Origin of the sequence: Vibrio sp. 05-20-BW147, from assembly GCF_013369385.1 — a bacterium.
GTDB lineage: Bacteria > Pseudomonadota > Gammaproteobacteria > Enterobacterales > Vibrionaceae > Vibrio > Vibrio floridensis.
This window is the reverse complement of record NZ_SZTO01000018.1, coordinates 91,361-116,301: the sequence shown is the minus strand read 5'-3', so window position 1 is coordinate 116,301 and position 24,941 is coordinate 91,361. Positions and strand designations below refer to the sequence as shown.

General features: G+C 50.3%; 24 protein-coding genes. 15 read left to right on the top strand and 9 right to left on the bottom strand.

Going from position 1 to position 24,941, the window contains the following annotated elements; genetic code table 11:
* The first annotated feature begins 21 nt into the window (after positions 1-21).
* Positions 22-942: a bifunctional GNAT family N-acetyltransferase/hotdog fold thioesterase gene (locus tag FC652_RS16175; protein WP_176299401.1), complete on the top strand. Its 921-nt coding sequence runs from the start codon at positions 22-24 to the stop codon at positions 940-942.
* A 22-nt stretch (positions 943-964) separates the two neighbouring features.
* Here FC652_RS16175 and FC652_RS16170 read toward each other — a convergent pair whose 3' ends face one another.
* From FC652_RS16170 to hslR, 4 genes are all read right to left on the bottom strand, one after another.
* Positions 965-2,905 (bottom strand): AsmA family protein, encoded by a 1,941-nt coding sequence (locus tag FC652_RS16170; protein WP_176299400.1) that lies wholly within the window; start codon positions 2,903-2,905, stop codon positions 965-967.
* A gap of 123 nt (positions 2,906-3,028) precedes the next feature.
* Positions 3,029-4,657: a phosphoenolpyruvate carboxykinase (ATP) gene (gene pckA / locus FC652_RS16165; protein ID WP_176299399.1), complete on the bottom strand. Its 1,629-nt coding sequence runs from the start codon at positions 4,655-4,657 to the stop codon at positions 3,029-3,031.
* A gap of 333 nt (positions 4,658-4,990) precedes the next feature.
* Positions 4,991-5,866, bottom strand: a complete 876-nt coding sequence (gene hslO, locus FC652_RS16160; protein ID WP_176299398.1) for an Hsp33 family molecular chaperone HslO — start codon at positions 5,864-5,866, stop codon at positions 4,991-4,993.
* A gap of 30 nt (positions 5,867-5,896) precedes the next feature.
* Positions 5,897-6,283: a ribosome-associated heat shock protein Hsp15 gene (hslR, locus tag FC652_RS16155; protein WP_176299397.1), complete on the bottom strand. Its 387-nt coding sequence runs from the start codon at positions 6,281-6,283 to the stop codon at positions 5,897-5,899.
* Between the two features lie 318 nt (positions 6,284-6,601).
* Between hslR and gspC the strand changes: the two genes are divergently transcribed.
* From gspC to FC652_RS16095, 12 genes are read left to right on the top strand one after another with little or no spacing between them, the layout of a single operon-like run.
* Positions 6,602-7,531: a type II secretion system protein GspC gene (gspC, locus tag FC652_RS16150; protein WP_237287644.1), complete on the top strand. Its 930-nt coding sequence runs from the start codon at positions 6,602-6,604 to the stop codon at positions 7,529-7,531.
* A gap of 36 nt (positions 7,532-7,567) precedes the next feature.
* A complete protein-coding gene (gene gspD / locus FC652_RS16145; RefSeq protein ID WP_176299396.1) occupies positions 7,568-9,586 on the top strand; it encodes a type II secretion system secretin GspD in 2,019 nt (672 codons plus the stop codon).
* Positions 9,586-11,085 (top strand): type II secretion system ATPase GspE, encoded by a 1,500-nt coding sequence (gene gspE / locus FC652_RS16140; RefSeq protein WP_176299395.1) that lies wholly within the window; start codon positions 9,586-9,588, stop codon positions 11,083-11,085. The genes gspD and gspE overlap by 1 nt, the downstream gene beginning before the upstream one ends.
* Positions 11,085-12,302 carry a type II secretion system inner membrane protein GspF gene (gene gspF / locus FC652_RS16135; RefSeq protein ID WP_011078942.1) on the top strand — a complete coding sequence of 406 codons (1,218 nt, stop codon included), beginning with the start codon at positions 11,085-11,087 and terminating at the stop codon, positions 12,300-12,302. Before gspE ends, gspF begins: the two co-directional genes overlap by 1 nt.
* 53 nt (positions 12,303-12,355) lie before the next feature.
* Complete coding sequence (gspG, locus tag FC652_RS16130) at positions 12,356-12,799, top strand: type II secretion system major pseudopilin GspG (protein WP_011078941.1); 444 nt, start codon at positions 12,356-12,358, stop codon at positions 12,797-12,799.
* Entirely contained in the window at positions 12,726-13,430 is a 705-nt protein-coding gene (gspH, locus tag FC652_RS16125; RefSeq protein ID WP_369597886.1) for a type II secretion system minor pseudopilin GspH, read from the top strand. Before gspG ends, gspH begins: the two co-directional genes overlap by 74 nt.
* Positions 13,423-13,785: a type II secretion system minor pseudopilin GspI gene (gspI, locus tag FC652_RS16120; protein ID WP_038941656.1), complete on the top strand. Its 363-nt coding sequence runs from the start codon at positions 13,423-13,425 to the stop codon at positions 13,783-13,785. Before gspH ends, gspI begins: the two co-directional genes overlap by 8 nt.
* Positions 13,772-14,473, top strand: coding sequence for a type II secretion system minor pseudopilin GspJ (gspJ, locus tag FC652_RS16115; RefSeq protein WP_130349475.1), 702 nt, complete (start codon positions 13,772-13,774; stop codon positions 14,471-14,473). The genes gspI and gspJ overlap by 14 nt, the downstream gene beginning before the upstream one ends.
* The gene (gene gspK / locus FC652_RS16110; protein WP_176299393.1) at positions 14,466-15,488 is read left to right on the top strand and encodes a type II secretion system minor pseudopilin GspK; all 1,023 of its coding nucleotides are present in this window, start codon (positions 14,466-14,468) and stop codon (positions 15,486-15,488) included. Before gspJ ends, gspK begins: the two co-directional genes overlap by 8 nt.
* The gene (gspL, locus tag FC652_RS16105) at positions 15,457-16,656 is read left to right on the top strand and encodes a type II secretion system protein GspL (protein ID WP_043920924.1); all 1,200 of its coding nucleotides are present in this window, start codon (positions 15,457-15,459) and stop codon (positions 16,654-16,656) included. The genes gspK and gspL overlap by 32 nt, the downstream gene beginning before the upstream one ends.
* A gap of 7 nt (positions 16,657-16,663) precedes the next feature.
* Positions 16,664-17,155, top strand: coding sequence for a type II secretion system protein M (locus FC652_RS16100; protein WP_011078935.1), 492 nt, complete (start codon positions 16,664-16,666; stop codon positions 17,153-17,155).
* A 1-nt stretch (position 17,156) separates the two neighbouring features.
* The gene (locus FC652_RS16095) at positions 17,157-17,918 is read left to right on the top strand and encodes a type II secretion system protein N (RefSeq protein WP_176299392.1); all 762 of its coding nucleotides are present in this window, start codon (positions 17,157-17,159) and stop codon (positions 17,916-17,918) included.
* Positions 17,919-18,044: 126 nt separating this feature from the next.
* On the opposite strand, the gene cysQ is transcribed toward FC652_RS16095, so the two are convergent.
* The 4 genes from cysQ to FC652_RS16075 form a co-directional block, all read right to left on the bottom strand.
* The gene (gene cysQ, locus FC652_RS16090) at positions 18,045-18,872 is read right to left on the bottom strand and encodes a 3'(2'),5'-bisphosphate nucleotidase CysQ (protein ID WP_011078933.1); all 828 of its coding nucleotides are present in this window, start codon (positions 18,870-18,872) and stop codon (positions 18,045-18,047) included.
* Between the two features lie 14 nt (positions 18,873-18,886).
* Positions 18,887-19,441, bottom strand: coding sequence for an ADP compounds hydrolase NudE (gene nudE, locus FC652_RS16085; protein WP_176299391.1), 555 nt, complete (start codon positions 19,439-19,441; stop codon positions 18,887-18,889).
* A gap of 115 nt (positions 19,442-19,556) precedes the next feature.
* Positions 19,557-20,141, bottom strand: coding sequence for a Fe-S biogenesis protein NfuA (gene nfuA / locus FC652_RS16080; RefSeq protein WP_026050270.1), 585 nt, complete (start codon positions 20,139-20,141; stop codon positions 19,557-19,559).
* 130 nt (positions 20,142-20,271) lie between these two features.
* Positions 20,272-20,982, bottom strand: a complete 711-nt coding sequence (locus FC652_RS16075; protein WP_176299390.1) for a ComF family protein — start codon at positions 20,980-20,982, stop codon at positions 20,272-20,274.
* 88 nt (positions 20,983-21,070) lie between these two features.
* Here FC652_RS16075 and bioH point away from each other — a divergent pair, with 88 nt between their 5' ends.
* Together bioH and FC652_RS16065 are read left to right on the top strand one after the other, a co-directional pair.
* Positions 21,071-21,838 (top strand): pimeloyl-ACP methyl ester esterase BioH, encoded by a 768-nt coding sequence (bioH, locus tag FC652_RS16070; protein WP_176299389.1) that lies wholly within the window; start codon positions 21,071-21,073, stop codon positions 21,836-21,838.
* Positions 21,839-21,975: 137 nt separating this feature from the next.
* Entirely contained in the window at positions 21,976-22,446 is a 471-nt protein-coding gene (locus FC652_RS16065; protein WP_011078928.1) for a hypothetical protein, read from the top strand.
* Positions 22,447-22,528: 82 nt separating this feature from the next.
* Here FC652_RS16065 and FC652_RS16060 read toward each other — a convergent pair whose 3' ends face one another.
* Positions 22,529-24,853: a Tex family protein gene (locus FC652_RS16060; protein ID WP_176299388.1), complete on the bottom strand. Its 2,325-nt coding sequence runs from the start codon at positions 24,851-24,853 to the stop codon at positions 22,529-22,531.
* Positions 24,854-24,941 lie beyond the last annotated feature (88 nt).

Sequence of the window (24,941 nt, the reverse complement as noted above, 5' to 3'; positions counted from 1 at the left end):
AATGCATGGAAAAGGAATTGTATGTTTAAACTGATCACCCCAGAAACGGACAATCAACTGAACAAGTATTTCCACTTCCGTTGGCAAATGCTGCGCGAACCTTGGCGCATGCCGATAGGCTCTGAGCGTGATGAGTATGATCCGATGAGTCACCATCGCATGATTGTGGATGGCCGAGGTCGTCCGATTGCGATTGGCCGTTTGTACATCACGCCGGATAATGAAGGGCAAATTCGTTATATGGCGGTTAAAGGCAATCGCCGCAGCAAAGGCATGGGTTCGTTAGTGCTGGTGGCGTTAGAGTCGCTAGCGCGCCAAGAAGGGGCAAAACGCTTGGTGTGTAATGCGCGCGAAGATGCGATTTCATTTTATGAGAAAAATGGTTTTGAACGCCGCGGTGAACTGACCGATGAGCGTGGGCCAGTGCGTCACCAACAAATGGTCAAACCGCTTGATCCGATGGCGAATGTGCTGCGCAAACCAGAATGGTGCACCGAGCTGCAAGACCGTTGGGAAAAGCAAATCCCGATCGCTGACAAAATGGGCATCAAAATTAACCAATACACCGGTTATCAATTTGAGTGCTGTGCGCAGCTCAATCCCAATCTCAATCCCCACAACACCTTGTTTGCGGGTTCAGCCTTTACCTTGGCGACGCTTACGGGTTGGGGGATGGCGTGGCTGTTACTCAAAGAGCGTGGTTTGAAAGGCGATATCGTGCTGGCGGACAGCAACATTCGTTATCGTCATCCCGTGGATAAAGCCCCGATTGCGAGCACTTCGCTCGATGGGATCAGTGGCGATTTAGATCGCCTTGCCAATGGACGAAAAGCACGCATTGTTATCTTGGTGACCATTTACAGCGGTGATGTGGCTGCGGTGGAGTTTACCGGTACCTACATGCTGCTGCCAAACTACAAAAAGCAGATGCGACAGCAATAGGCGTAATGGCTATTTGAGTGCATTAAGAGGCCGCGTTTGCGGCCTCTTCTGTTTTGGCTGGTGGAGTCTCCTGTGTCGCTTGGCTTTGCTCTGGACATTGATTTACGCGTTGATGTTCGTCTGACATCATATCGCCACTCCATTGTTGGCAACCCATTTTCATCTGATAGTGAATGCCGCCTTGTTCCGGCGCTGTAAGATCGCTCGCACCACCAAATGTGCCCTCGATATCGGGGCCTTGCAGTTTGACAGGGTCGAGGGTGAGTTTGCCTCTCTCCATACTCAGACTGATTTCCGAAACTTGCAGCGGCAGGATGCTCCCTTCATCAAATGGCGTGTAGACTTCGTGGAGGCGAGCATGAATGCCACCGGTGAGCGAATGGGAAAACATTGCCCAATCACCACCTAGCCCTTTCGCGCTGACATCAAGGCTGCTGATGGCGTTGAGTTCAAAAGGCAAAGGGAGTTGAGAGAGTAACAATCCAATAGGCAGGCCATCCGCATTTAAGTTGGCTTGCCAGGGTTTGCTCAAGCTGTCCAACTGCAGTTGCCCATATGCTTCGACATAACCTTGCTTGAGCGGCGCAAACAGACGTTCAAGCTGCCACAGGCCATTTTCGCTGTGCATTTCAATCAATGGGTGGCTGGTTAGAATGTCTTTGTAGCTGGCATTCACAGCCGTTGCTCGCAACTTACCTTGCCACAATCCTGCCTGATGATTTTGCTTTAAGAGTAATTGTTCGCCATCGATATTGAGTCCAGAAAGCTGCCAATAGGGCTGGCTGATTAACTGAATAAACTGACTGCGTTCAATGCTGAGTTTATCAATACGAACATGCGGTGTTTGAGCGAACAGTTGTCGTATCCATGCCCCTTCTCCCGGTTGCTCGGCTGCCCACTTCACATTGTTCACCAGCAGTTGTTCCAGTTGAATGCTGTCTGGTGTAAGCAAGCCAGCAAAGAGCACGTTGCCTTGCTGCCATTGGGCAGAAGCCTCTTTTACTTGAATCGCGTTTGGATCGAGCTGTAGTTTTACTCGCGGTTCCACCCAAATATTGTTGGGCGCTTGAACACTTTCTGCCGAAAAGGACAGCAGACCTTGCTGCTGTTGCCAAGGTTCAAAAGGCAGAGTGAGGTTTTCACTGCTCAACTCAAAATTGACCAATTGATACCCCTCAATCGCAAGTGAACTGCGTAAGATATCTAGGCTATTGATATGGTTCACCTTCATGCCAAGGCTTTGCCATGGCTTGGCCAAAATAGAGGTGACTTGTTGCTCGGTGAGTGTCAATCCTTCTAGGGTAACATTGACCAATGACCAACCTTGCGGGTATTGCTCCGCTTGGCCAGAGACTTTGGCGCCGCGCCAAACCAATGAGAGGCCATAAACGGTGCTGTCCTGGGGTTTATAGTCAATATCAACCAGCAGTTGGTTAAAGGCTTCACCTTGCCAATAGAGCTGTTGTGCGGAAAATTGGATTTCACCAAAAGGGATACGTTGCTCGTCATTTTGCCAAATTGGCTGTTTGACCTGCAGTTTCATCCCCCTCGCGCTGAAGGCGCTGTCGGCATAATCGAGATTGGAGATCGCTATTTGATGGATATGAATTGCATTTGGTAGCCGTGCTGACAACGATGAAGTTAAGCCGTTTTGCAGGCTTAAACCATCGAGCAGCACACTGGCTATTTGCCATCGACCATCGGCATACCATTCTGGCGCAATCCAAACATCGAGCTGTTCAACGTAATTAATCTCGCTGTCGTCAAAAGAGACATTCTTAAAAGAAAAGTGATGGGGATATTGGTAGTGAACAGATTCGACCTGCATGCCCAACGAAGAAAGCTGGCTTAGGTGGTTAAACACTTGACTGGCATAACGGGTTTGCAAGCTGATAAGAATGCTGATGGGTATTAATGCGACGACAACCAACAAAAGCGCGACACTGACTAGTGCTTTTTTCATCCCTGCCTACTGATCACTATGGTTTGCAAATAAGTGCAGATAAGCTTGGCTTAATTTCTATGGTGATTCAATAAAAAAGCCCCTCAGGAGAGGGGCTTAAGTTTGCTTTTCGTAGCTAGGTCACTAATCGAGCTGTGGGCCTGCTGCAACCAATGCCTGGCCTTCTGCGTTATCGGTGTACTTGGCAAAGTTATTGATAAAGCGCTGAGCAAGATCTTGTGCTTTGCTTTCCCATTGAAGTGGGTCTACATAGGTGTCGCGTGGATCAAGAATGGTTGGATCCACACCAGGAAGTGATGTAGGTACTTCTAGATTGAAGATAGGCACGTGTTTAGTTGGTGCTTGTTCAATTGAGCCATCTAGGATGGCATCGATAATACCGCGCGTATCTTGGATTGAGATACGTTTGCCGCTGCCGTTCCAACCGGTATTGACGAGGTAGGCTTCCGCGCCTGCTTCTTCCATACGTTTTACCAGTACTTCAGCGTACTTGGTTGGGTGAAGCGTCAGGAACGCAGCACCAAAACACGCAGAGAAGGTTGGTGTTGGTTCGGTGATGCCACGTTCAGTACCCGCTAGTTTCGCGGTAAAGCCAGATAGGAAGTGGTATTTGGTTTGCTCTGGCGTCAACTTAGACACTGGAGGTAGCACGCCAAACGCATCCGCAGAAAGGAAGATCACTTTGTTGGCATGACCGCCTTTTGATACTGGCTTAACGATGTTTTCAATATGATGAATTGGATAAGAAACGCGAGTATTTTCGGTTTTTGAACCATCGTCGAAGTTGATTGAACCGTCGTTACGAACGGTCACGTTTTCAAGTAGCGCGTCACGACGAATCGCATTGTAGATGTCAGGCTCAGCTTCTTTCGACAGTTTGATGGTTTTTGCGTAACAACCACCTTCGAAGTTAAACACACCATCGTCATCCCAGCCGTGCTCATCATCGCCGATCAGTGCGCGTTTTGGATCGGTCGACAGCGTCGTTTTACCCGTACCAGAAAGACCGAAGAAGATCGCCACATCGCCTTCTTTGCCCATGTTGGCTGAACAGTGCATCGACGCGATACCTTTGAGAGGAAGGAAGTAGTTCATCATCGCGAACATGCCTTTCTTCATCTCACCGCCGTACCAAGTACCGCCGATCAACTGCATGCGTTCTGTTAAGTTAAATACCGTGAAGTTTTCAGAGTTCAGACCGTGCTCTTGCCACTTCTGGTTGGTACACTTCGCGCCATTCATCACCACGAAATCAGGTTCAAAGCTGGCCAACTCTTCTTCGGTTGGACGAATGAACATGTTCTTAACGAAATGCGCTTGCCATGCCACTTCGGTGATCACACGGATGCTAAGACGGGTATCAGGGTTGGCACCACAATAGCCATCAATCACAAAAACGCGCTTACCAGAAAGCTGGTTGGTGACGAGCTGCTTTAGATCGTTCCATACGGCTTGAGTGATGGGCTTGTTGTCGTTTTTAACAGCATCAGTGGTCCACCACATGTGCTCTTCGGTGGTGGCATCTTTCACAATGTATTTATCTTTTGGTGAGCGGCCAGTGAAGATACCTGTGTCTACAGCGACTGCGCCAAGCTCGGTCACTACGCCTTTTTCGTAGCCTTCGAGATCAGCACGAGTCTCTTCTGCGAACAATGTTTCGTAACTTGGGTTGCGCACAACCTCTTTTACGTTGCGAAGACCATGTTTGGTTAGATCAATTGATGCAGCCTTTGTATGTTCCATAACGGTCATAGGTGCTCCTTTTAGGATTTTTGTAGGGATTTTGTAAGAATTTATTAATATTTCTGCTCACCATGCTAACAACGGGTGGGGTAGAAAACAGGGATATAGTTCAAAAAATAACCTTAAGATTCCCGTGGTTTTAGGTGTCCCGTCACATATTGGCCGAGATAGTTTATCGTGTGCGCAAACCTTTGCGCCAGCTTAAAAGGATTATTAATTGGCAAAAATTAATGGGTTATTAAATTACAAGTAAACCTATGTTTTATCATGCTTAGATCACAAAAAGGCCAGCATGAGCTGGCCTTTTGATGGGTAAATTACGTGCTTGGTAAAGCGGGCAAATTAATGCAGCGTTTTTGGTTCAGAAGTGGCGTCTTCGTAAAGCTTACTGATGTCAGATTCATCAAACGAATAAGTCGTGCCGCAGTAATCACAATGTAAAGAAACGGATCCATCAGAGGCTAAAATGTCATAAATTTCATTTTTGTCGACAGTCACGATCGCCGCGCCACTGCGCTCACGTGAACAACCACAATGGAACTCGACATTTTGCGGTTCAAACAGGCGCACTTGCTCTTGATTGTAGAGGCGGTAAAGCAGCTCGTTTGCTGGTAGCGTGAACAGCTCTTCGTTTTTCACCGTGTTGGTCAACTGCTCCAAATGCTCAAAATCATTTTCAGAGCCAGTGCCGTCAGGCACCACTTGAATCAGCATACCCGCGGCGTGTGCTTTGCCTTCGAGCTCGCCTGTACGGATCCATAGGCGCGTTTTTAGCTGCTCTGAACGTTCAAAGTAACCTTCAAGCACTTGTTCTAGGTTATCGCCTTCTAGGCCAACAATACCTTGGTAGCGCTCGCCTTTTTTCGGCTCAATGGTGATGACCATATAACCTTTGCCCATCATCTCGTGTAGAGTCGCGTCGTCGGCAATCTCGCCTTCCCAGCGAGCCACGCCACGAATTTTCTGTTCGTTGTCACCATTGATCACGGCCAGTGAGACAGGGCCGTCGCCTTGTAGCTGAATCGTGATTGAGCCTTCAAACTTTAAAGTTGCAGTCAGAAGAGTGGTAGAAACCAATAGCTCACCAAGCAGTTTTTGCAGTGCTGCCGGATACTCCTTGCTAGAAATAATTCGCTGATACGCTTCATCCAGTTGTACCAACTCACCACGTACTGAAAGATCTTCAAATAAGTAGCGATTCAAAATATTGCTTGCCATTTAGCGATTCCTCGTCGGTTTTTCCGGCTTTTACTGGTGTTTAAATTTGATAATGTCGCGGCGCTGCTTTTTGTCTGGGCGGCGGTCTGGACTTGGGTTATGCGCGTTTAACTTACGTTGCATCGCTTGTGCTTCGCGCTTGGTTTGGCTCTCTTGTGTTTCACTATAAAGAGCTTGCGCTTCTGGTGCGCCACGACGCTGAGTGGAGAGCTTTTCTATCACCACGGTTTTTTCTTCATTACCTTGGCGTAGTTTCAATACCGCACCCACTTCAACAATCTTACTTGGCTTGGCGCGTTGACCATTATAGTGGACTTTACCACCATCGACCATATCGCGAGCGATTGAGCGCGTCTTATAAAATCGCGCTGCCCAAAGCCATTTATCCAGCCTCACGGCTTCAACTGGGGAACTCATCGTTAGTATTGCTCTCTAAACACTGCTGTGACTGATTGAATCTTGCTCTGTACAATGGTGACTTGGCGCAAATTTTTCAAGACAGTTGGCAAAATCGTCATTGGAGAAGCATCGAACAAACAAGCTGTGATATAGTTTGGGGTCGATGTATTGATAGGAAAATTGACCATGTTAATCAGCATAACCTGCTGTTTATTTGACGAGTTTTCTCAAAATACATGAAAAAATGGATAGCTTTGAGAGCAGTAGCGTTGAAAAACAAATTATGAGCTCAATGATTAAAAAGCGAAATCTTCAATGGCAAAAGGGACGAATTGAGTGAAACCATCAGAGCTGAATGCTAGATTCGTTGACGGTGCGTGGCTAGCAAAGTTTGTGGCTAACCAAGGCGTGATTCAACAGCGAGTTAGCATGGTTGTTACAGGCATGTTGGTTGCTTTGAGTGGTTGGACGCTTGGGCAGGTCGTTTGGCTAACACAAGAAAGCAATAGTCAGATCGTTGCTTGGCAACCTACGTCAAAACGGGCAGTACAACATCAACAAGGTGAACAACTCAACCTCAACGATCTTCAAGCCATCAACTTATTTGGGGTTTACAACGAAAGTAAACCCAAACCTGTGGTTAGTCAGCCCGTCGTACAAGATGCACCAAAAACTCGTTTAAATCTGGTGTTAGTGGGTGCGGTGGCGAGCAGCAACCCGCAAACCAGTTTGGCGGTCATCGCCAATCGTGGTCAACAAGCCACTTATGGCGTTGGCGAAGAGATTGAAGGCACTCGTGCCAAACTGAAAGCGGTGCTGGTTGATCGCGTCATCATTGACAATGAAGGTCGAGATGAAACCTTGATGCTTGAAGGGGTGGAATACAAAAAACTCTCCCAGTCAGGTTCACAAGTTATCCCTTCATCGACCATTACCAAAAATAACCCACCCGATACGGACGAACAGTTGGCGCAGATTCGTGAAGAAATCACGGCCGATCCACAGAAAATCTTCCAATACGTGCGCTTGTCTCAAGTGAAGCAAGAAGACAAGGTGGTGGGTTATCGCGTGAGCCCGGGTAAAAGTCCGCAACTGTTTGAAGCCGTTGGCTTACAAGATGGTGACATCGCTGTGCAGTTGAATGGCAATGATCTTACTGACCCAGCGGCAATGGGCAAAATTTTTAATGCTGTCTCTGAGCTCACCGAGCTCAATCTCACAGTGGAGCGAGATGGACAGCAGCATGATATTTACATCCAGTTTTAACACTTAGGCTAACAGCGTAAGTTCAGGGAGATAGACGTGAAATATTGGTTTAGCAAAAGTGCTTGGCTACTAGCGGGAACTTTAGCCTGTTCAAGTGGCGTGCTGGCAAACGATTTTAGTGCGAGTTTCAAAGGCACTGACATTCAGGAATTCATTAACATTGTTGGCCGCAACTTGGAAAAGACCATCATTGTTGACCCGTCGGTTCGTGGCAAAATCGATGTGCGTAGTTACGATGTATTAAACGAAGAACAGTACTACAGTTTTTTCCTCAATGTGCTTGAAGTGTATGGTTACGCGGTGGTTGAAATGGAAAATGGCGTACTGAAAGTCGTCAAATCCAAAGATTCCAAAACCTCGGCCATTCCTGTCGTCAGTGATGACACCGTGAAGGGCGACAATGTCATTACACGCGTGGTCGCGGTGCGTAATGTATCGGTACGTGAGCTTTCTCCTTTGCTACGCCAACTGATTGATAACGCAGGGGCGGGCAACGTGGTGCATTATGACCCGGCCAATATCATTTTGATCACAGGCCGTGCTGCGGTGGTCAACCGCTTAGCCGAAATCATCAAACGCGTTGACCAGGCGGGTGACACCGAAATTGAAGTGATTGAGCTCGCGAGTGCGTCAGCGGCAGAAATGGTGCGTATTGTCGACGCTTTGAGCCGTACTACGGACGCCAAAAACACCCCCGAGTTCTTGCAGCCCAAATTGGTGGCCGATGAGCGCACCAACTCCATTTTGATTTCGGGCGATCCCAAAGTGCGTGATCGCTTGAAGCGTCTGATTCGCCAACTCGATGTGGAAATGGCGAGCAAAGGCAACAACCGTGTTGTTTATCTCAAGTATGCCAAAGCGGAAGATTTAGTCGACGTATTGAAAGGGGTCTCAGACAACTTACAAGCGGAGAAAAACTCTGGGCAAAAAGGCGGTTCTGCACAGCGTAATGATGTGGTGATTGCGGCGCATAAAGGGACTAACTCACTGGTGCTGACTGCGCCACCCGATATCATGGTTGCGTTGCAAGAGGTGATCAACCAATTAGACATCCGTCGTGCGCAAGTTCTGATTGAAGCCTTGATTGTCGAAATGGCAGAGGGTGATGGTATCAATCTTGGCGTTCAGTGGGGCTCATTGGAAACGGGTGCGGTGATTCAATATGGTAATACCGGTGCGCCCATTGGCGGTGTGATGGTGGGTCTTGAAGAAGCAAAAGATCAAACTAAAACCGAATATTATAATGACGGCAATGGCAATCGCGTTCCTTATCAGGTAACGGAATCAGGAGACTATTCCACCCTTGCTGCTGCGCTTTCTGGCGTGAATGGTGCCGCATTGAGCTTAGTGATGGGGGACTGGACGGCGTTGATCAGTGCGGTCTCAAGTGATTCCAACTCTAATATTCTTTCTTCGCCAAGCATCACCGTGATGGACAATGGTGAAGCGTCTTTCATTGTTGGTGAAGAAGTGCCGGTCATCACTGGCGCGACCGCGGGATCCAACAACGACAACCCATTCCAAACCGTTGACCGTAAAGAAGTGGGCATCAAGCTTAAAGTGGTGCCGCAAATCAACGAAGGTGATTCGGTTCAGCTGAATATTGAACAAGAAGTGTCTAACGTCTTGGGTGCGAACGGTGCGGTGGATGTGCGTTTTGCCAAGCGACAGCTCAATACCTCGGTGATTGTGCAAGATGGTCAAATGTTGGTGCTCGGTGGCTTGATTGATGAACGCGCGTTAGAGAGCGAATCAAAAGTGCCGCTACTGGGTGATATCCCGATTTTGGGGCATTTGTTTAAATCAACCAATACGCAAGTTGAAAAGAAAAACCTGATGGTGTTCATCAAACCAACCATCATTCGTGATGGCATGACAGCCGACGGCATCACTCAGCGCAAGTACAACTACATCCGTGCTGAGCAGCTCTACAAAGCAGAGCAAGGGTTAAAACTCATGGATGATGAGCACATTCCTGTGTTGCCAAAATTTGGCGAAGACAGACGTCATCCTACAGAAATTCAAGCGTTTATTGATCAAATGGAACAGCAGTAATGGTAGATATGCTGGATACGGCGCTAGCGTATCGCCGTTTACCGTTTAGTTTTGCTAACCGTTTTAAAATGGTGCTGGAGATTGAGCATCCAGAAAGGCCGCCAGTGCTTTATTACGTAGAGCCTTTGAATGCCCACGCGTTGCTGGAAGTACGCCGCGTGCTAAAGCAAACTTTTGTGCCGCGAGCGATTGCCGCTGAAGCGTTTGAAAAAAAACTGACCGAAGCGTACCAACGTGACTCGTCAGAAGCGCGCCAGTTGATGGAAGACATTGGCTCGGATGATGACTTCTTCTCTTTGGCCGAAGAGTTGCCGCAAGATGAAGACTTGCTCGAAACAGAAGACGATGCACCGATCATCAAATTGATCAACGCCATGTTGGGCGAAGCGATCAAAGAAGGTGCGTCTGATATTCATATCGAAACGTTCGAGAAAATTCTGTCGATTCGTTTCCGCGTCGATGGCGTTTTGCGCGATGTGTTGTCTCCGAGCCGCAAACTGGCGCCGCTGTTGGTGTCACGTGTTAAAGTCATGGCCAAACTGGATATTGCAGAAAAACGGGTGCCACAAGATGGCCGTATTTCACTGCGTATCGGTGGTCGTGCGGTCGATGTGCGTGTATCGACCATGCCTTCATCACACGGCGAGCGTGTGGTGATGCGTTTGCTGGATAAAAACGCCACTCGTCTTGACCTGCATAGCTTGGGCATGACGCCGGTGAACCATAACAATTTCCGTCATCTTATCTCGCGTCCTCACGGGATTATCTTGGTCACAGGTCCAACCGGTTCGGGTAAATCCACCACCTTGTACGCTGGCCTACAAGAGCTAAACAGCAACGAGCGCAACATCTTAACGGTGGAAGACCCGATCGAATTTGATATCGATGGTATCGGTCAAACCCAAGTGAATCCAAAAGTCGACATGACCTTTGCTCGTGGTCTGCGAGCCATTTTGCGTCAAGACCCAGACGTGGTGATGGTCGGGGAAATTCGTGACTTGGAAACCGCGCAAATTGCCGTACAAGCGTCATTGACCGGTCACTTGGTGATGTCAACCTTGCACACCAACACCGCCGTAGGTGCCATTACCCGTCTGCGTGACATGGGTATTGAGCCCTTTTTGATCTCTTCTTCACTGCTGGGCGTGTTGGCTCAGCGCCTGGTACGGACCTTATGCCAAGACTGTAAAGAACCGTACGAGGCGGACAAAGAGCAGCGCAAACTGTTTGGCGTGAAGAAGAAAGATGCGCTGACTTTATATCGTGCCAAGGGATGTGAAAAATGTAACCACAAAGGTTATCGTGGCCGTACCGGTATCCATGAGCTGTTGATGGTGGACGATAAAGTCCAAGAGCTGATCCATGCTGAGGCGGGAGAGCAGGCGATGGACAAATACATTCGTGAACATACTCCGAGCATTCGCAGCGACGGTTTAGACAAAGTGTTGCAAGGCGTGACGTCACTGGAAGAAGTGATGCGCGTGACCAAGGAATCTTAATGGCGGCGTTTGAATACAAAGCGCTCGACGCGAAAGGGCGCACCAAAAAAGGCACATTGGAAGGCGACAATGCCCGCCAAGTACGCCAACGCTTGAAAGAGCAAGGCATGGTGCCCATCGAGGTGATGGAAACCAAAGCCAAGTTGGCCAAAAGCAAATCGTCAGGTGGCTTTAAGCGGGGCATTTCCACTCCCGAACTGTCGTTGATTACTCGTCAGATCTCGACCCTAGTGCAATCGGGTATGCCGCTGGAAGAGTGTCTCAAAGCGGTATCGGATCAAGCAGAGAAGCCTCGTATTCGAGGTATGTTGGCAGCGGTGCGGGCCAAAGTCACCGAAGGTTACACCTTGGCAGACAGCCTGTCAGACTACCCGCATATTTTTGATGAACTGTATCGTTCAATGGTGGCTGCGGGTGAAAAATCGGGTCATTTGGATGCAGTGTTAGAGCGCTTGGCCGATTACTGTGAAAATCGCCAGAAGATGCGTTCTAAGTTACTGCAAGCGATGATTTACCCTGTGGTATTGGTGGTGTTTGCTGTCACGATTGTGGCGTTTTTGCTCGCCACAGTGGTACCCAAAATCGTTGAGCCGATTATTCAAATGGGTCAAGAATTGCCACAGTCGACGCAGTTTTTGTTGGCGGCGAGTGAGTTTGTTCAAGAGTGGGGATTATTGCTGTTGGGAAGCATCGTGTTTGCCATTTACCTACTCAAAACGGCCTTAAAAAAGCCGAATGTTCGCATGGCGTGGGATCGCCGCATCCTGAGCCTGCCGCTACTGGGCAAAATCTCGAAAGGGTTGAATACCGCTCGATTTGCTCGCACCTTATCCATTTGTACCTCCAGTGCGATTCCTATTTTGGAAGGAATGCGCGTGGCGGTCGATGTGATGTCGAACCAATTTGTCAAACAACAGGTCTTATTGGCGGCAGACAGCGTGCGTGAAGGGGCCAGTCTGCGTAAAGCTTTGGATCAAACTCGCCTTTTTCCACCAATGATGTTGCACATGATTGCCAGTGGAGAACAAAGTGGTGAGTTGGAAAGCATGCTGACGCGTGCCGCGGACAACCAAGACCAAAGTTTTGAATCGACGGTCAATATCGCGTTGGGTATTTTTACCCCAGCGTTGATTGCGCTAATGGCGGGATTGGTGTTGTTCATTGTGATGGCGACACTGATGCCGATGCTGGAAATGAATAATTTAATGAGTGGCTGATTTTGGGGTGCTGAGTGGCTTGGTCATTCGGCCTCATTATTCTGGAGAAAACAATGCAAAATAAAGCAAAAAAACAGGCGGGTTTCACCCTGCTTGAAGTCATGGTTGTGGTGGTGATTCTGGGCATTCTGGCCAGTTTCGTTGTCCCTAACCTGCTAGGTAACAAAGAAAAGGCTGACCAGCAAAAAGCCATTACCGACATCGTCGCGTTGGAAAATGCGCTGGACATGTACAAGTTAGACAACAGCGTGTATCCAACCACCGATCAAGGTTTGGAAGCGTTGGTGACCAAGCCAAGCAGCCCAGAGCCACGCAACTACCGTAATGGCGGTTACATCAAGCGTCTGCCAAAAGACCCTTGGGGTAACGAATACCAATACATGAGCCCTGGCGACAAAGGCACGATTGATATCTTCACCTTAGGTGCAGATGGTCAAGAAGGCGGTGAAGGCGCAGCGGCAGATATTGGCAACTGGAACATGCAAGACTTCCAATAATGGGACGTCGAGTCGAAGAGGCAACCACTTGAAACCACGTTTTTCATCTCGCTTAGCGGGTTTTACACTGATCGAAATTCTGTTGGTGCTGGTGTTGTTGTCTCTGACTGCGGTGGCGGTTATCGCCACCCTTCCCACTCGCAGTGACGAGCGGGGCAAGAAATACGCGCAGAGTTTTTACCAACGATTACAGCTCCTCAACGAAGAGGCGGTGCTCAGTGGTAAAGATTTTGGTGTTCGGATCGAGGAAGAAAAATCACGCTACACATTACTCAAATTGGAAGCCGATGGCTGGCAGACGTTGGAGTTGAATAAAATCCCCGCCACCACCGAGCTTGAAGATGAGGTCGCGATGCAATTGACCTTAGGGGGAGGGGCATGGCAGCAAGACGATCGCCTGTTCGAGCCGGGCTCTCTGTTTGATGAAGAGATGTTTGCCGAAGAAGAAAAAGAGAAAAAACAGCGACCGCCGCAGATTTTCATTTTATCCAGCGGAGAATTGACGCCGTTTTCATTGTCTTTTTATCCCGACGATCAGGACGCGACCGAAAATGGTTGGCGAGTACGAGCCAAAGACACAGGACAGATTATTCTGCTGGCTCCCGGTGAAGAAGAGCAAGACGATGGTTAAACGACGCAAATACGCAGGCATGACCTTGCTTGAGGTGCTGGTGGCGTTGGCGATATTTGCCACTGCGGCGATGAGCGTGATCCGTGCCGTTAGCCAGCACATCAACACCGTTGGTTATTTGGAGCAGAAGATGTTCGCTGCCATGGTGGCAGACAATCAAATGGCGATGGTGATGCTCAACCCCAAAAACCTAAAAGCCAGCAATGGCGAAGAAGAGTTAGCGGGGCAAACTTGGTATTGGAAAGTCGCACCCGTAGCCACGACCCAGCCGCTGCTGAAAGCGTTTGATGTGAGTGTGGCAGCCGAAAAGCAGGCCAGCCCAATGATTACGGTGAGAAGCTATGTGGCGAAATAAAACGTGGCGAAAGAAAAACACGCGCCAACGTGGTTTTACCCTCATCGAAGTGTTGGTGTCGATTGCCATTTTTGCCACCTTAAGTGTGGCCGCGTATCAGGTGGTCAATCAGGTGCAGCGCAGCAATGAATTATCACAAGAGCGCACCGCACGCTTGAATGAATTGCAACGCGCCTTGGTGATGATGGACAGCGATTTTCGTCAGATAGCGCTGCGTCAAACACGCACCAACGGCGAAGAGCCGAGCAAAAAACTGCTGCATTGGGCGGATTACCTCTTAGATTCAGACAGCAAAGGCATCATGTTCGCGCGTTTAGGTTGGCACAATCCGCAGCAGCAATTTCCTCGCGGGGAGGTCACCAAAGTGGGTTATCGCATCAAAGATGAGCGCTTAGAGCGAGTATGGTGGCGTTACCCAGATACCCCAGCAGGGCAAGAAGGGGTCGTGACTCCGTTACTCAGTGATGTGGAAGAGCTTAATGTGCGTTTTTATGACGGCAAACAGTGGATCAATGAGTGGAGCAACGAGTTGACCTTGCCGGCGGCGATCTCGGTAGAGCTGACGTTGAAAGATTACGGAAAGATCGCGCGAACTTACCTCACTCCAGAGGGGAATTTGCAAAAACAAGCGTCAGGTAGCGAAGACTCCGGGCAAAACAATAGTGGTGGAGCAGGCAACAATGGCTAAATCGAACCGCTCGCGCCAATCTGGAGTGGCCCTGATCATCATTTTGCTGTTGCTGGCCATTATGGCCACCATCGCAGGCAGTATGTCTGAGCGTTTGTTTGCACAGTTTAAGCGTGGCACTAACCAGATCAGCTATCAGCAAGCGTACTGGTACAGCATTGGCGTGGAAGCGTTGGCGAAGGTCGGTATTGAGCAAAGTTACAAAGATAGTGACACCATTAACTTAAACCAGCCTTGGGCCTTGGAAGAGAAAACCTATCCCTTGGACTATGGCCAAGCGAAAGGACGCATTTTTGATAAGCAAGCGTGCTTTAATCTCAATGCCCTCTCTCCCGTGGTGATGCAAGACGCTGCGGTAGAGCGTCCTTATTTGGTGAAAGTCTTTCGGGCTTTGCTCGAAGAGTCAGGCGTAGAAAGTTATGAATCCGAAGTGATTGCCGACTCCATGTGGGAGTTTGTCGATCCCAATGATGCGGTGCGCTCTTCTTCTGGGGTCGAAGACTCGACTTATGAAGGGATGAAACCCGCCTATTTGGCGGCGAATGGGTACATTGCTGACAGCAGTGAACTGCGCGCGGTTTACCAAGTGTCGGGTGAAATGATGGCAACGCTGCAGCCTTTGGTCTGTGCTTTACCGACCGATGAGTGGCGCTTGAACGTCAATACCATCAGCGCTGAGCAAGCCGCTTTGCTGGTGGCGCTGTTTTCGCCTGCGTTGAGTGAATCTGATGCCAAGCAACTGATAGAAAAACGCCCCTTTGATGGCTGGGCGAGCATTGATGCTTTTCTTTCAGAATCTGAAATGGCGGGCATCAGCGAAGAAATCAAAAAACTAGCAAAAGCGTATCTTGGCGTTGATAGCCGATACTTTGAATTGGATGCACAGGTGTTAGTCGAGGACTCTCGGGTGAGAGTTCGCAGCCTTATGTACAGTAAAAACAGAGAAACCGTGACCGTTGTGCGTCGCCGTTTTGGAGGAATCAGTGAGCGAGTTTCTGACCGTTCGGCTGAGTAGCGAACAATATAGCCCCATTCCTTGGTTGGTTTGGTCATCAAGCCAACAAGAAGTGATCGCCAGTGGGGAGTTGTCGGATTGGCAACAACTGGACGATCTCAAAAATTATGCCGAGCAGAGGCCGATCGTAGTGCTGGTCGCGGCCAGCGATGTGGTGTTAACCGAAGTGGACATCCCACCGGGTGCCTCACGTCAGTTTGAGTCGATGCTGCCTTACTTGCTGGAAGATGAAATCGCCCAAGATGTGGATGATTTGCATTTCTCTGTGTTGGCCAAAGAGAATGGCAAAGCGCAAGTGTGTGGTGTGGATCGCCGTTGGTTGCAACATATGCTTGATGCATTTCGCGCTCAAGGTTTGGATGTCAAACGTGTGCTGCCAGACTCACTGGCGCTGCCACTCGACGACGAAGGCATCAGCGCCGCGCAATTGGGGGAGCAGTGGTTGTTCCGTCATTCTGCCTGCCAAGGCAGCGCAGTCGACGACAGCTGGATGCCCGTCTATTTGAATGCCCTTGCCGGCGAGCAACCCCTTTCTGTCGCCTGCTTTAGCTCGTTGCCTGAACAGCAAGGTCAAGCGCATTGGCTGAGTCGCCCAGTGGAAATGACCATGGCGTTACTCAGCCAAGGCGTTGCCGATGGTAAATTCTCACTGCTAACTGGTGAGTTTAAGCCGAAAAGCTCGTTCTTTAAGCACTGGAAAGTGTGGCAGAAGGTGGCGATCAGTGGCAGCTTATTGATCGCCGCGTTGGTCGCGCAACAAGTGCTCACGATTCAGCGCTATGAGTCGCAAGCACAGGCGTATCGAGAAGAGAGCGAGCGCATTTTCCGTCAAGTGATGCCGGGCCGAAACAAGATCCCAACCGTCAGTTACCTCAAACGCCAAATGGAAGACGAAATTCGCCGTTTGTCTGGGGGTGGCGCGGGTGATTCGATGTTGCAGTGGATGGCACAATTGCCGGGTACCATTGGCCAAGTGAAGAACTTTGAAGTGCTGAGCATCAAATACGATGGGAATCGAGGCGAAGTCCGCATTCAGGCGAAAAGTAACGATTTCCAAATTTTTGAACAGGCACGCGTGAAGTTGAGCGAGCAATTCCAAGTGGAGCAAGGGCAGCTTAACCGCACTGGCGACGCTGTGATTGGCAGCTTTGTGTTAAAGCGTAAGTGAGGAGCAGATGACAAATTTACTCAATATGTTCCAAGCTTGGTGGAGCAGCATTAGCCAGCGTGAGCAACGTTTAGTGGTGGTGTGTGGTGTCTTCGGTCTTATCGGGCTGATTTACTGGGGCGTTTTACAGCCCATCAATGCGCGTGCTGAGCAAGCTCAGTTACGTATCCAAAGTGAGAAACAGCTACTCAGTTGGGTGAGTGAGAAAGCCGATGAGCTCACCGGTTTACGTGCCAGTGGCGGCGTGTCGTTTTCCAATCAGCCGCTAAACCAAGTCATTGCGTCGTCCGCGCGCCAATTTAAGGTGGAGCTACAACGTGTTCAGCCCCGCAATGAGATGTTGCAAGTGTGGGTGGCTCCGATGCCATTTAACCGTTTAGTGGATTGGCTTACCTTTTTGAAAGAGAAGCAAGGCATTGAAGTGGAATTCATGGACATCGACCGAGGTAAAGAGTCCGGTCTAGTGGAAGTTAACCGATTACAGTTTAAGCGAGGCTAGGGTGAAGCGCGCGATTATTTACAGCCTGATTTTTGTTCTCTTTTTTAGCATCAGTTTACTGTCGAGCATTCCGGTTAGCTTTGCGCTCAATTATTTGCCACCCGTGCGTGGCCTGACGATTGAGGGCACCTCCGGTACGGTGTGGCAGGGCAGTGCAAGCACCATTCGTTGGCAAGGTCAGAGTTTTGGTGAGGTGCATTGGGATTTTCAAACCAGCAAATTGTTCACCGGTAACGTGCAATACGCATTGCGCTTTGGTCGCGGCAGCGATTTGAATCTGCGTGGTAAAGGTTTGGTCGGCTATGGTCTTGGCCAAGGGGCGTATGTGGAAAATCTTGTCGCTTCGTTACCCGCGGAAAAAGTGGCCTCACGTTTGCCCATGCCTTTGCCGCTGCAAGTGGAAGGGCAAGTGGAAGTGAACGTGCGTCACGCGGTTTACCAAGCACCTTGGTGTGCCAGCGGCACGGGCACGTTAGTGTGGAGTGCCAGTAAAGTCGGTACCCCGATCGGCGCATTGGACTTGGGGCCGGTGATTTCCGATTTCACCTGTAAAAGTAGCCAATTGTCGGTGAAGGGCGAGCAACAAAGCGCCCAAGTCAGCGCGCAATTCAGTGCTCAAGTGACGCCAAATCGTCAATACACGACCTCGGCTTGGTTTAAACCGGGTGCAGAATTCCCAGCGGCGATGAAATCACAGCTGAGCTGGCTAGGGAACCCGAATGGTCAAGGGCAGTATGAGTTTGACTACCAAGGGCGCTTTTAGCGAGATTGCCTTGGCGTTGAACGCAAAGAAAGATTAATGACACAAAAAAGCGAGCTGAGCTCGCTTTTTACGTTTCCGTTGGCACGTTTCACTGGGACTTTCCGCCGGCAGCTAGGTCAACAGTCCCTAGCCTTTGACCTGCAAAATGTCGTTCCACGGCAAATCGGCATCGCCTAATACGATGAAGTTCGGATTTTCCAAGGTGTCTCGTTCGTTATAAGAAAGCGGTTCCAAGTAGGTGCTGAGGATGCGTCCGCCAGCTTCTTCCACGATGCATTGTGTCGCCGCGGTATCCCATTCCCCGGTCGGACCAAGGCGCAAATAGCAATCCACGGCTCCTTCCGCGACCAAGCACGCTTTCAACGCCGCTGAGCCTAACGGCACCAAATCGTAATTCCAACTGCTGCTCATACGGTTGGTGATGCGATTGATGTCCTGACGACGGCTGATGGCAATCGCAATGTTTTGTCCGGGCAGTTCATGTTTGTGGGTTTGAATTTTCAAGCTTTCGTTCATCTCAGGGATCTTCCATGCGCCTTTACCTTGATACGCATAGTAAGTCACACCTGAAACCGGACCATACACCACGCCCATTACCGGCTTGTTGTTCTCCACTAAGGCGATGATGGTGGCAAAATCGCCGCTGCGGGCGATAAACTCCTGCGTTCCATCAAGAGGGTCTACCAACCAGTAACGGTTCCATTGCGCGCGTTGTTCCAAGCTGATATCCGCCGCTTCTTCAGACAGCACTGGAATGTCTGGGGTTAACTCACTCAGTCGTTGGTTGATCAATTTGTGCGCGGCGAGATCGGCGCTGGTGACCGGCGTCTCATCGCTTTTGGTGTACTCTTGGTACTGCTTACTTTGGTAGATATCCAGAATCAATTGCCCCGCGGTGCGAGCAATATCGATAACTTGCGGCAACAGTGCCGATAAATCCTGTGAGGTAGGCATAGCTCTCTTCCTTACTACTTGGCCGATCGAAGTGCTCTCAGTGCCAATAGTAGCGCTGTGATACTGCGGGATTCACAAAAATCTAAGTGATGAAGAAGTTCTTCTGCCTGCGCGAGTGGCCAACGAACCACTTCAAGCGGCTCTGGCTCATCGCCTTCCAATGTTTCTGGATACAGATCTTGTGCCAAAAACAGCGTCATTTTGCTTGAGAAATAGGAAGGAGCCAGCACCACTTGCTTTAATGGCGTTAATTGTTTCGCGCCAAAGCCGATTTCTTCTTTCAATTCCCGATCCGCTGCTTGTTCGGCGCTTTCTCCCTGATCAATAAGCCCTTTAGGGAAGCCAAGCTCATAGCGCTCTGTACCTGCAGCGTACTCTCTCACTAATAATAGGTCACCTTGCTCAGTAACGGGAACCATCATCACGGCATTTTTACCGCTTGGTTTGAGGCGCTCGTAAATTCGCTCTTCGCCGTTGGAGAAACGCAGTTCAAGGCTTTCGATAGAAAAGAGTCGTGATTGAGCAACGACATTACGATTAAGAATATCGGGTTCTTTCCTTCTGCTCATGACGTTGATTCCTCCTGCAAAACATTGATGACTGGAATATATACTAAAAGAAAAGGTTGGCCCAAGTGTGCCAACCTTTAAATTTCGTCTCAGTTATAACCAAAATGAGAATAACTTAGTAGTATGAGTGATCGCCGCGATCGTGCTCAGTGGCATCGCGAACCGCCGTTAGCTCACCTGAGAATTGCTGTAGTAACTCTTTCTCGATGCCTTCTTTTAGCGTCACGTCGACCATTGAACAACCGTTACAGCCGCCACCAAAGGCAACAATCGCAACGCCAGCGTCAGTGATTTCCATCAGTTTCACGTGGCCGCCGTGACCAGCAAGTTGTGGGTTCACTTGAGTTTGAATCGCGTATTCAACACGCTCAAGCAGTGGCGCGTCGTCCGCGACTTTACGCATTTTGGCGTTGGGTGCTTTCAGTGTTAACTGTGAGCCCATTTTGTCGGTCACGTAGTCAATTTCCGCATCTTCAAGGAACGGCAAGCTGAGCTCGTCAACGTAGGCAGAAAAGCTTTGGTATGGGATTTCGGTATCGGTAGCTTCTACCGCTTCAGGTGGGCAGTAAGAAACGCCACATTCTGCGTTTTGTGTGCCTGGATTGACGACGAAAACACGAATGTTGGTTCCATCAGGCTGCTGGCCCAATAGATTGGCAAAATGAGTTTGTGCTGCTTCAGTGATAGTAATATTTGACACGACGAATACCCGAGTAAATTTGTAGGTTATTGACGCCATTTTACTCCTGATAACGAAAGGATCTAGTGTTTTGATGAGAAAACATGCTTTAGAGCGCACGCCGCACTGTCAAGCGACAGTGACATCCAACTTAATCCTTCTCGGGAGTTCGGCAGAGGCAATAAATATCAATGCTTTCCACGCCGACTGCAAGCAGTAATTGACATAATTGTCGTACCGTACTGCCCGTCGTGACCACATCATCGACAATCGCGACATGCTTGGGAATCGCATGGGGCAGAGCCGAGCGATTGAGGCGAAAAGCACCCGCTAAGTTGCGCTGACGCTGCTGTTTATTGAGCCCTTGCTGTGGCGGAGTGTGCAACAAACGAGTAAAAGCGTGGGCAAGGAAGGGGCGATTTAATCTACGGGCCAGTTGCGCCGCCAACACATCGCTTTGATTGAAGCCTCGCTGCCATTGCCGACGCCAATGCATCGGCACAGAGAGCAGCAGTGGCGCGGGGCGGTCAATGCGTTGGATGAGCAAAGGTGCCAAGTTGGCGCAGTACCAGAATTTGCGCTGATGTTTGATCTGATTGACGTAGTGTGAGGTTGGAAAGCGATACGGCGTGAGGCAGTAGAGCCTTTGCCAAGGGGGCGGAGATTTCAGACATTGGCCGCACTGGGGGACAACCGTTAACGTCGGCAGCCCGCAACGTTGGCAACGCGGTTCGGCATCGAACAGGGTTAGGCAGTGCTTGCACCAAAGCGGGTGATGGTCGTGATTCATCGGCAAGCCGCACAGATGACAGAGGCGAGGAAGAGATCGGAGTATTTTTTCACTAAGCCAATCGGTTAACATACGGGCAGTGGGGCGAATGAATCGTGTCGCTAGCGTACTCGACCACACGTGGCGCTTGAGGCTGGAAAAAGTAGGAGTAAGAGGGAAGATGAGCACAGATTTACACTGGCAAACACAAGGTCAGGGGCCCGATTTGGTGTTGCTGCATGGCTGGGGCATGAATGGCGCGGTGTGGCAGCAGGTGGTTGAAAGGCTGGAGCTGCACTTTCGTTTGCATGTGGTGGATCTGCCTGGCTATGGCCACAGTGCCCATCTTCATGCGGCAAGTTTAGAAGAGATTGCCCAGCAGCTTCTCGAGCATGCACCAAAACAAGCCATTTGGGTTGGCTGGTCATTAGGTGGTCTGGTGGCGACGCACATGGCGCTGCATCACGCCGATTACGTCAGCAAGTTAGTGACGGTGGCGAGCTCACCGAAGTTCGCTGCAGAAGCGCGTTGGCGCGGCATTCAGCCACAAGTTCTGAGCGCCTTTACCGAGCAGTTGAGTGAAGATTTTCACACCACGGTAGAGCGTTTTATGGCGCTGCAAGCCATGGGCAGCCCTTCTGCGCGACAAGATGTGAAAAACCTCAAACAAGCGGTGTTCTCGCGCCCGCAACCCAACCCTCAATCGCTTTTGGCTGGGCTGCAAATGCTGGCGGAGGTGGACTTGCGCGACCATCTGCCGCACTTAACGATGCCGATGTTGCGTCTGTACGGCCGTTTGGACGGGTTGGTGCCGATCAAGGTGGCGCAGGATCTGGAGAAAGCGTTACCCGCCAGTGAGCAGTTCATTTTCACCCAGTCGTCACACGCGCCTTTTATCACTGAACCAGAGAGTTTTTGCCACCAGTTGCTGAGCTTTGCCGGCAAGTAAGCGAAAAATAAAATTAAACCTGTTCAAATATTGGTCGATACAAGAAGTAACCAAGGCAACTTACTAGGGTTAGTGAAGCGGTTTTGGGGCTGTGCAGTGATGTGCATGGTAGGGCGATTCTTTGAGGAGGTATCGCGATGATAGTGTCACCGACCACTGTGAGTGTGCCACTGATCGCCCCATCGGTAAATGTGCAGACAGAGCAGGCCGCGCGCGACAACAGAGTGCGTGAACCTGTGGCGCCAACCGTTGCGTTGGCCAAATCTAACGCGGAACGTAAAGTCAAAAGTGATGATAAACGCCGACGTCAATCTTCGTGGGATCCTTCAGAGCACCCTGGCTATGAGATGGAAACCAATACGCAAGAGATCTCGGTCTATCATGAAGACCCCAAAGACACGCTTGAGCGGCTTTTTGGACTTCTGGCACTGCGAAGTTACAGTGAAGAACAGGGTAAAGGCTACGCAATGCGCTATCGTCTGCCCAAACGTATCTTGGATGCGGCGATAAGAGAAGGGATCATGGAGAAGCGTCGAGCGATCATCAAGTACCATTACGGTCACTCTGTCGCGCCTCATACCCCTTCAGAAGTGATTGCGGTGTTATAGCAAGCAAACACCACCGCAGTGACTGACAATAAAAACCCACTATGGAAGCATAGTGGGTTTTATTTTGCTCAGCGGGCTGCGGTTACTTTTTCGCTTTGGCAAACGCGGCGGCAAACGCACCACCCATGGCACCGCCAAGTGTATTGTCGTTGTCATGGCTACGTGGCGATGGAGCGCGGCGCTCTTGCTGGCCACGTGGTGTGGCAGCGCGTTGGCTGCGATTGTCTTGCCCTGGCTCATCACTGAGGCGCATTGACAGTGCGATACGCTTGCGCTGCACATCCACTTCCATCACTTTGACTTTAACGATGTCGCCCGCTTTAACCACTTCACGCGGATCAGAAACAAAGCGATCGGTCAGCGCTGAAATGTGCACCAAGCCATCTTGGTGAACGCCGATGTCAACAAAGGCGCCAAAGTTGGCCACGTTTGATACTACCCCTTCAAGAATCATCCCCACTTCGAGATCGGACACATTATGAATGCCTTCGGCGAAGGTGGCGGTTTTGAATTCAGGACGAGGGTCACGGCCCGGTTTATCCAACTCTTTGATGATGTCGGTCACCGTTGGCACACCAAAGTGTTCATCGGTGTAATCCACCGCGCGCAATCCTTTAAGGAAGCCCGAATCGCCAATCAGCGCTTTGACCGCTTTTTGGTTCTTCTCGGCAATCGCTTTGACCACTGGGTAGGCTTCAGGGTGAACTGAAGAGGCATCGAGCGGGTTTTTGCCATCCATAATACGTAGGAAGCCCGCACACTGTTCAAACGCTTTTGGCCCCAAACGTGGCACTTTTTTCAATGTGGTACGGCTGTCGAAACGGCCATTCTCATCACGAAAATCGACAATGTTCTGCGCCAACGTGGTCGAGAGACCAGCCACGCGGGTCAGCAGCGCGGCGGAAGCGGTATTCACATCCACACCGACCGCGTTTACACAATCTTCCACCACCGCATCAAGGCGTTTGGCCAGCATGGATTGGCTCACGTCGTGCTGATATTGGCCCACACCGATTGATTTCGGATCGATTTTCACCAGCTCGGCCAGTGGGTCTTGCAGGCGCCGAGCAATCGACACCGCGCCACGCAGTGACACGTCCATATTTGGGAACTCTTTGGCCGCCAGTTCTGAGGCGGAGTAGACCGAAGCGCCTGCTTCGCTGACCATGATTTTCTGTACTTTGAGATTGCCACGCTTAATCAAATCTGCAGCAAAGGCATCGGTTTCGCGTGAAGCGGTGCCGTTACCAATCGCAATCAAATCGACATTGTGTTGCTTGATCAACGCTGCCACCGTTTGCATGGCGCGATCGTACTGATTCTGTGGTACGTGTGGGTAAATGGTGTCGGTGGCCAGTACTTTACCGGTGGCGTCCACCACCGCGACTTTACAGCCGGTGCGCAAGCCAGGGTCAAGACCGAGCGTTGCACGCGGGCCCGCAGGCGCTGCCATCAACAGATCTTTGAGGTTGGTGGCGAACACTTCAATCGCTTCGATTTCCGAGCGCTCTTTCATTGCCGCCATCAACTCGGTTTCCATGTGCATTGACACCTTGATGCGCCACGCCCAACTGATGACCTGCTTGCGCCAGTTGTCAGCAGGGGCGCTGCTCAGCGTCACGCCATAGTGATCGGCAATCAGGGTTTCGCAATAGGATTGGCGCACACTTTCTTCTTGCTGTGGGTCGGCATTGAGCGTCAGGCTGAGGAAGCCTTCGTTTCGGCCGCGCAGCATCGCCAAAGCGCGGTGAGAAGGCACTTTGCTGATCGCTTCGTTGTGCTCAAAGTAATCTTTGAACTTCTCGCCTTCGTGCTCTTTGCCCGCCACCACGCGTGACACAATTTCGGCATGACGATTGAGGTACTGGCGAATTTTCTCCAGCAAGTTGGCGTCTTCGGCAATGCGCTCCATGAGGATGGCACGTGCGCCATCGAGCGCGGCTTTGCTGTCTTCCACCCCTTTGTCGGCATTAATGTAGCGGATCGCTTCGCTTTCTGGCTCGGTTTGCGGGTGGTTCCAAAGTGTATCGGCCAGTGGCTCTAGGCCTGCTTCAATCGCGATTTGCCCTTTGGTACGGCGCTTTGGCTTATAAGGCAGATACAGATCTTCAAGGCGCGTTTTGCTGTCGGCAGTGAGGATCTCACTTTCCAGTTCAGCGGTAAGTTTGCCTTGTTCTTGAATCGATTTAAGAATGGTTTGGCGACGGTCATCCAACTCGCGCAGATAGGACAAACGGCTATCAAGGTTGCGCAATTGAGTATCATCTAACCCACCGGTTACCTCTTTACGGTAACGGGCGATAAAAGGAACGGTGTTGCCATCATCAATTAGGGCAACGGCAGCAGTGACTTGCTCAGGGCGAACATTCAGCTCTTGAGCAATCAGACGACAGATAGCTTGGCTCATCCGTGGGATCTCTTTGTTCTTCGTTGGTGGGTCTAATATGGGGACAGTTCGCGTCAGTTTCTACCCTTGTGGGAGAGTGGCTGAGCGA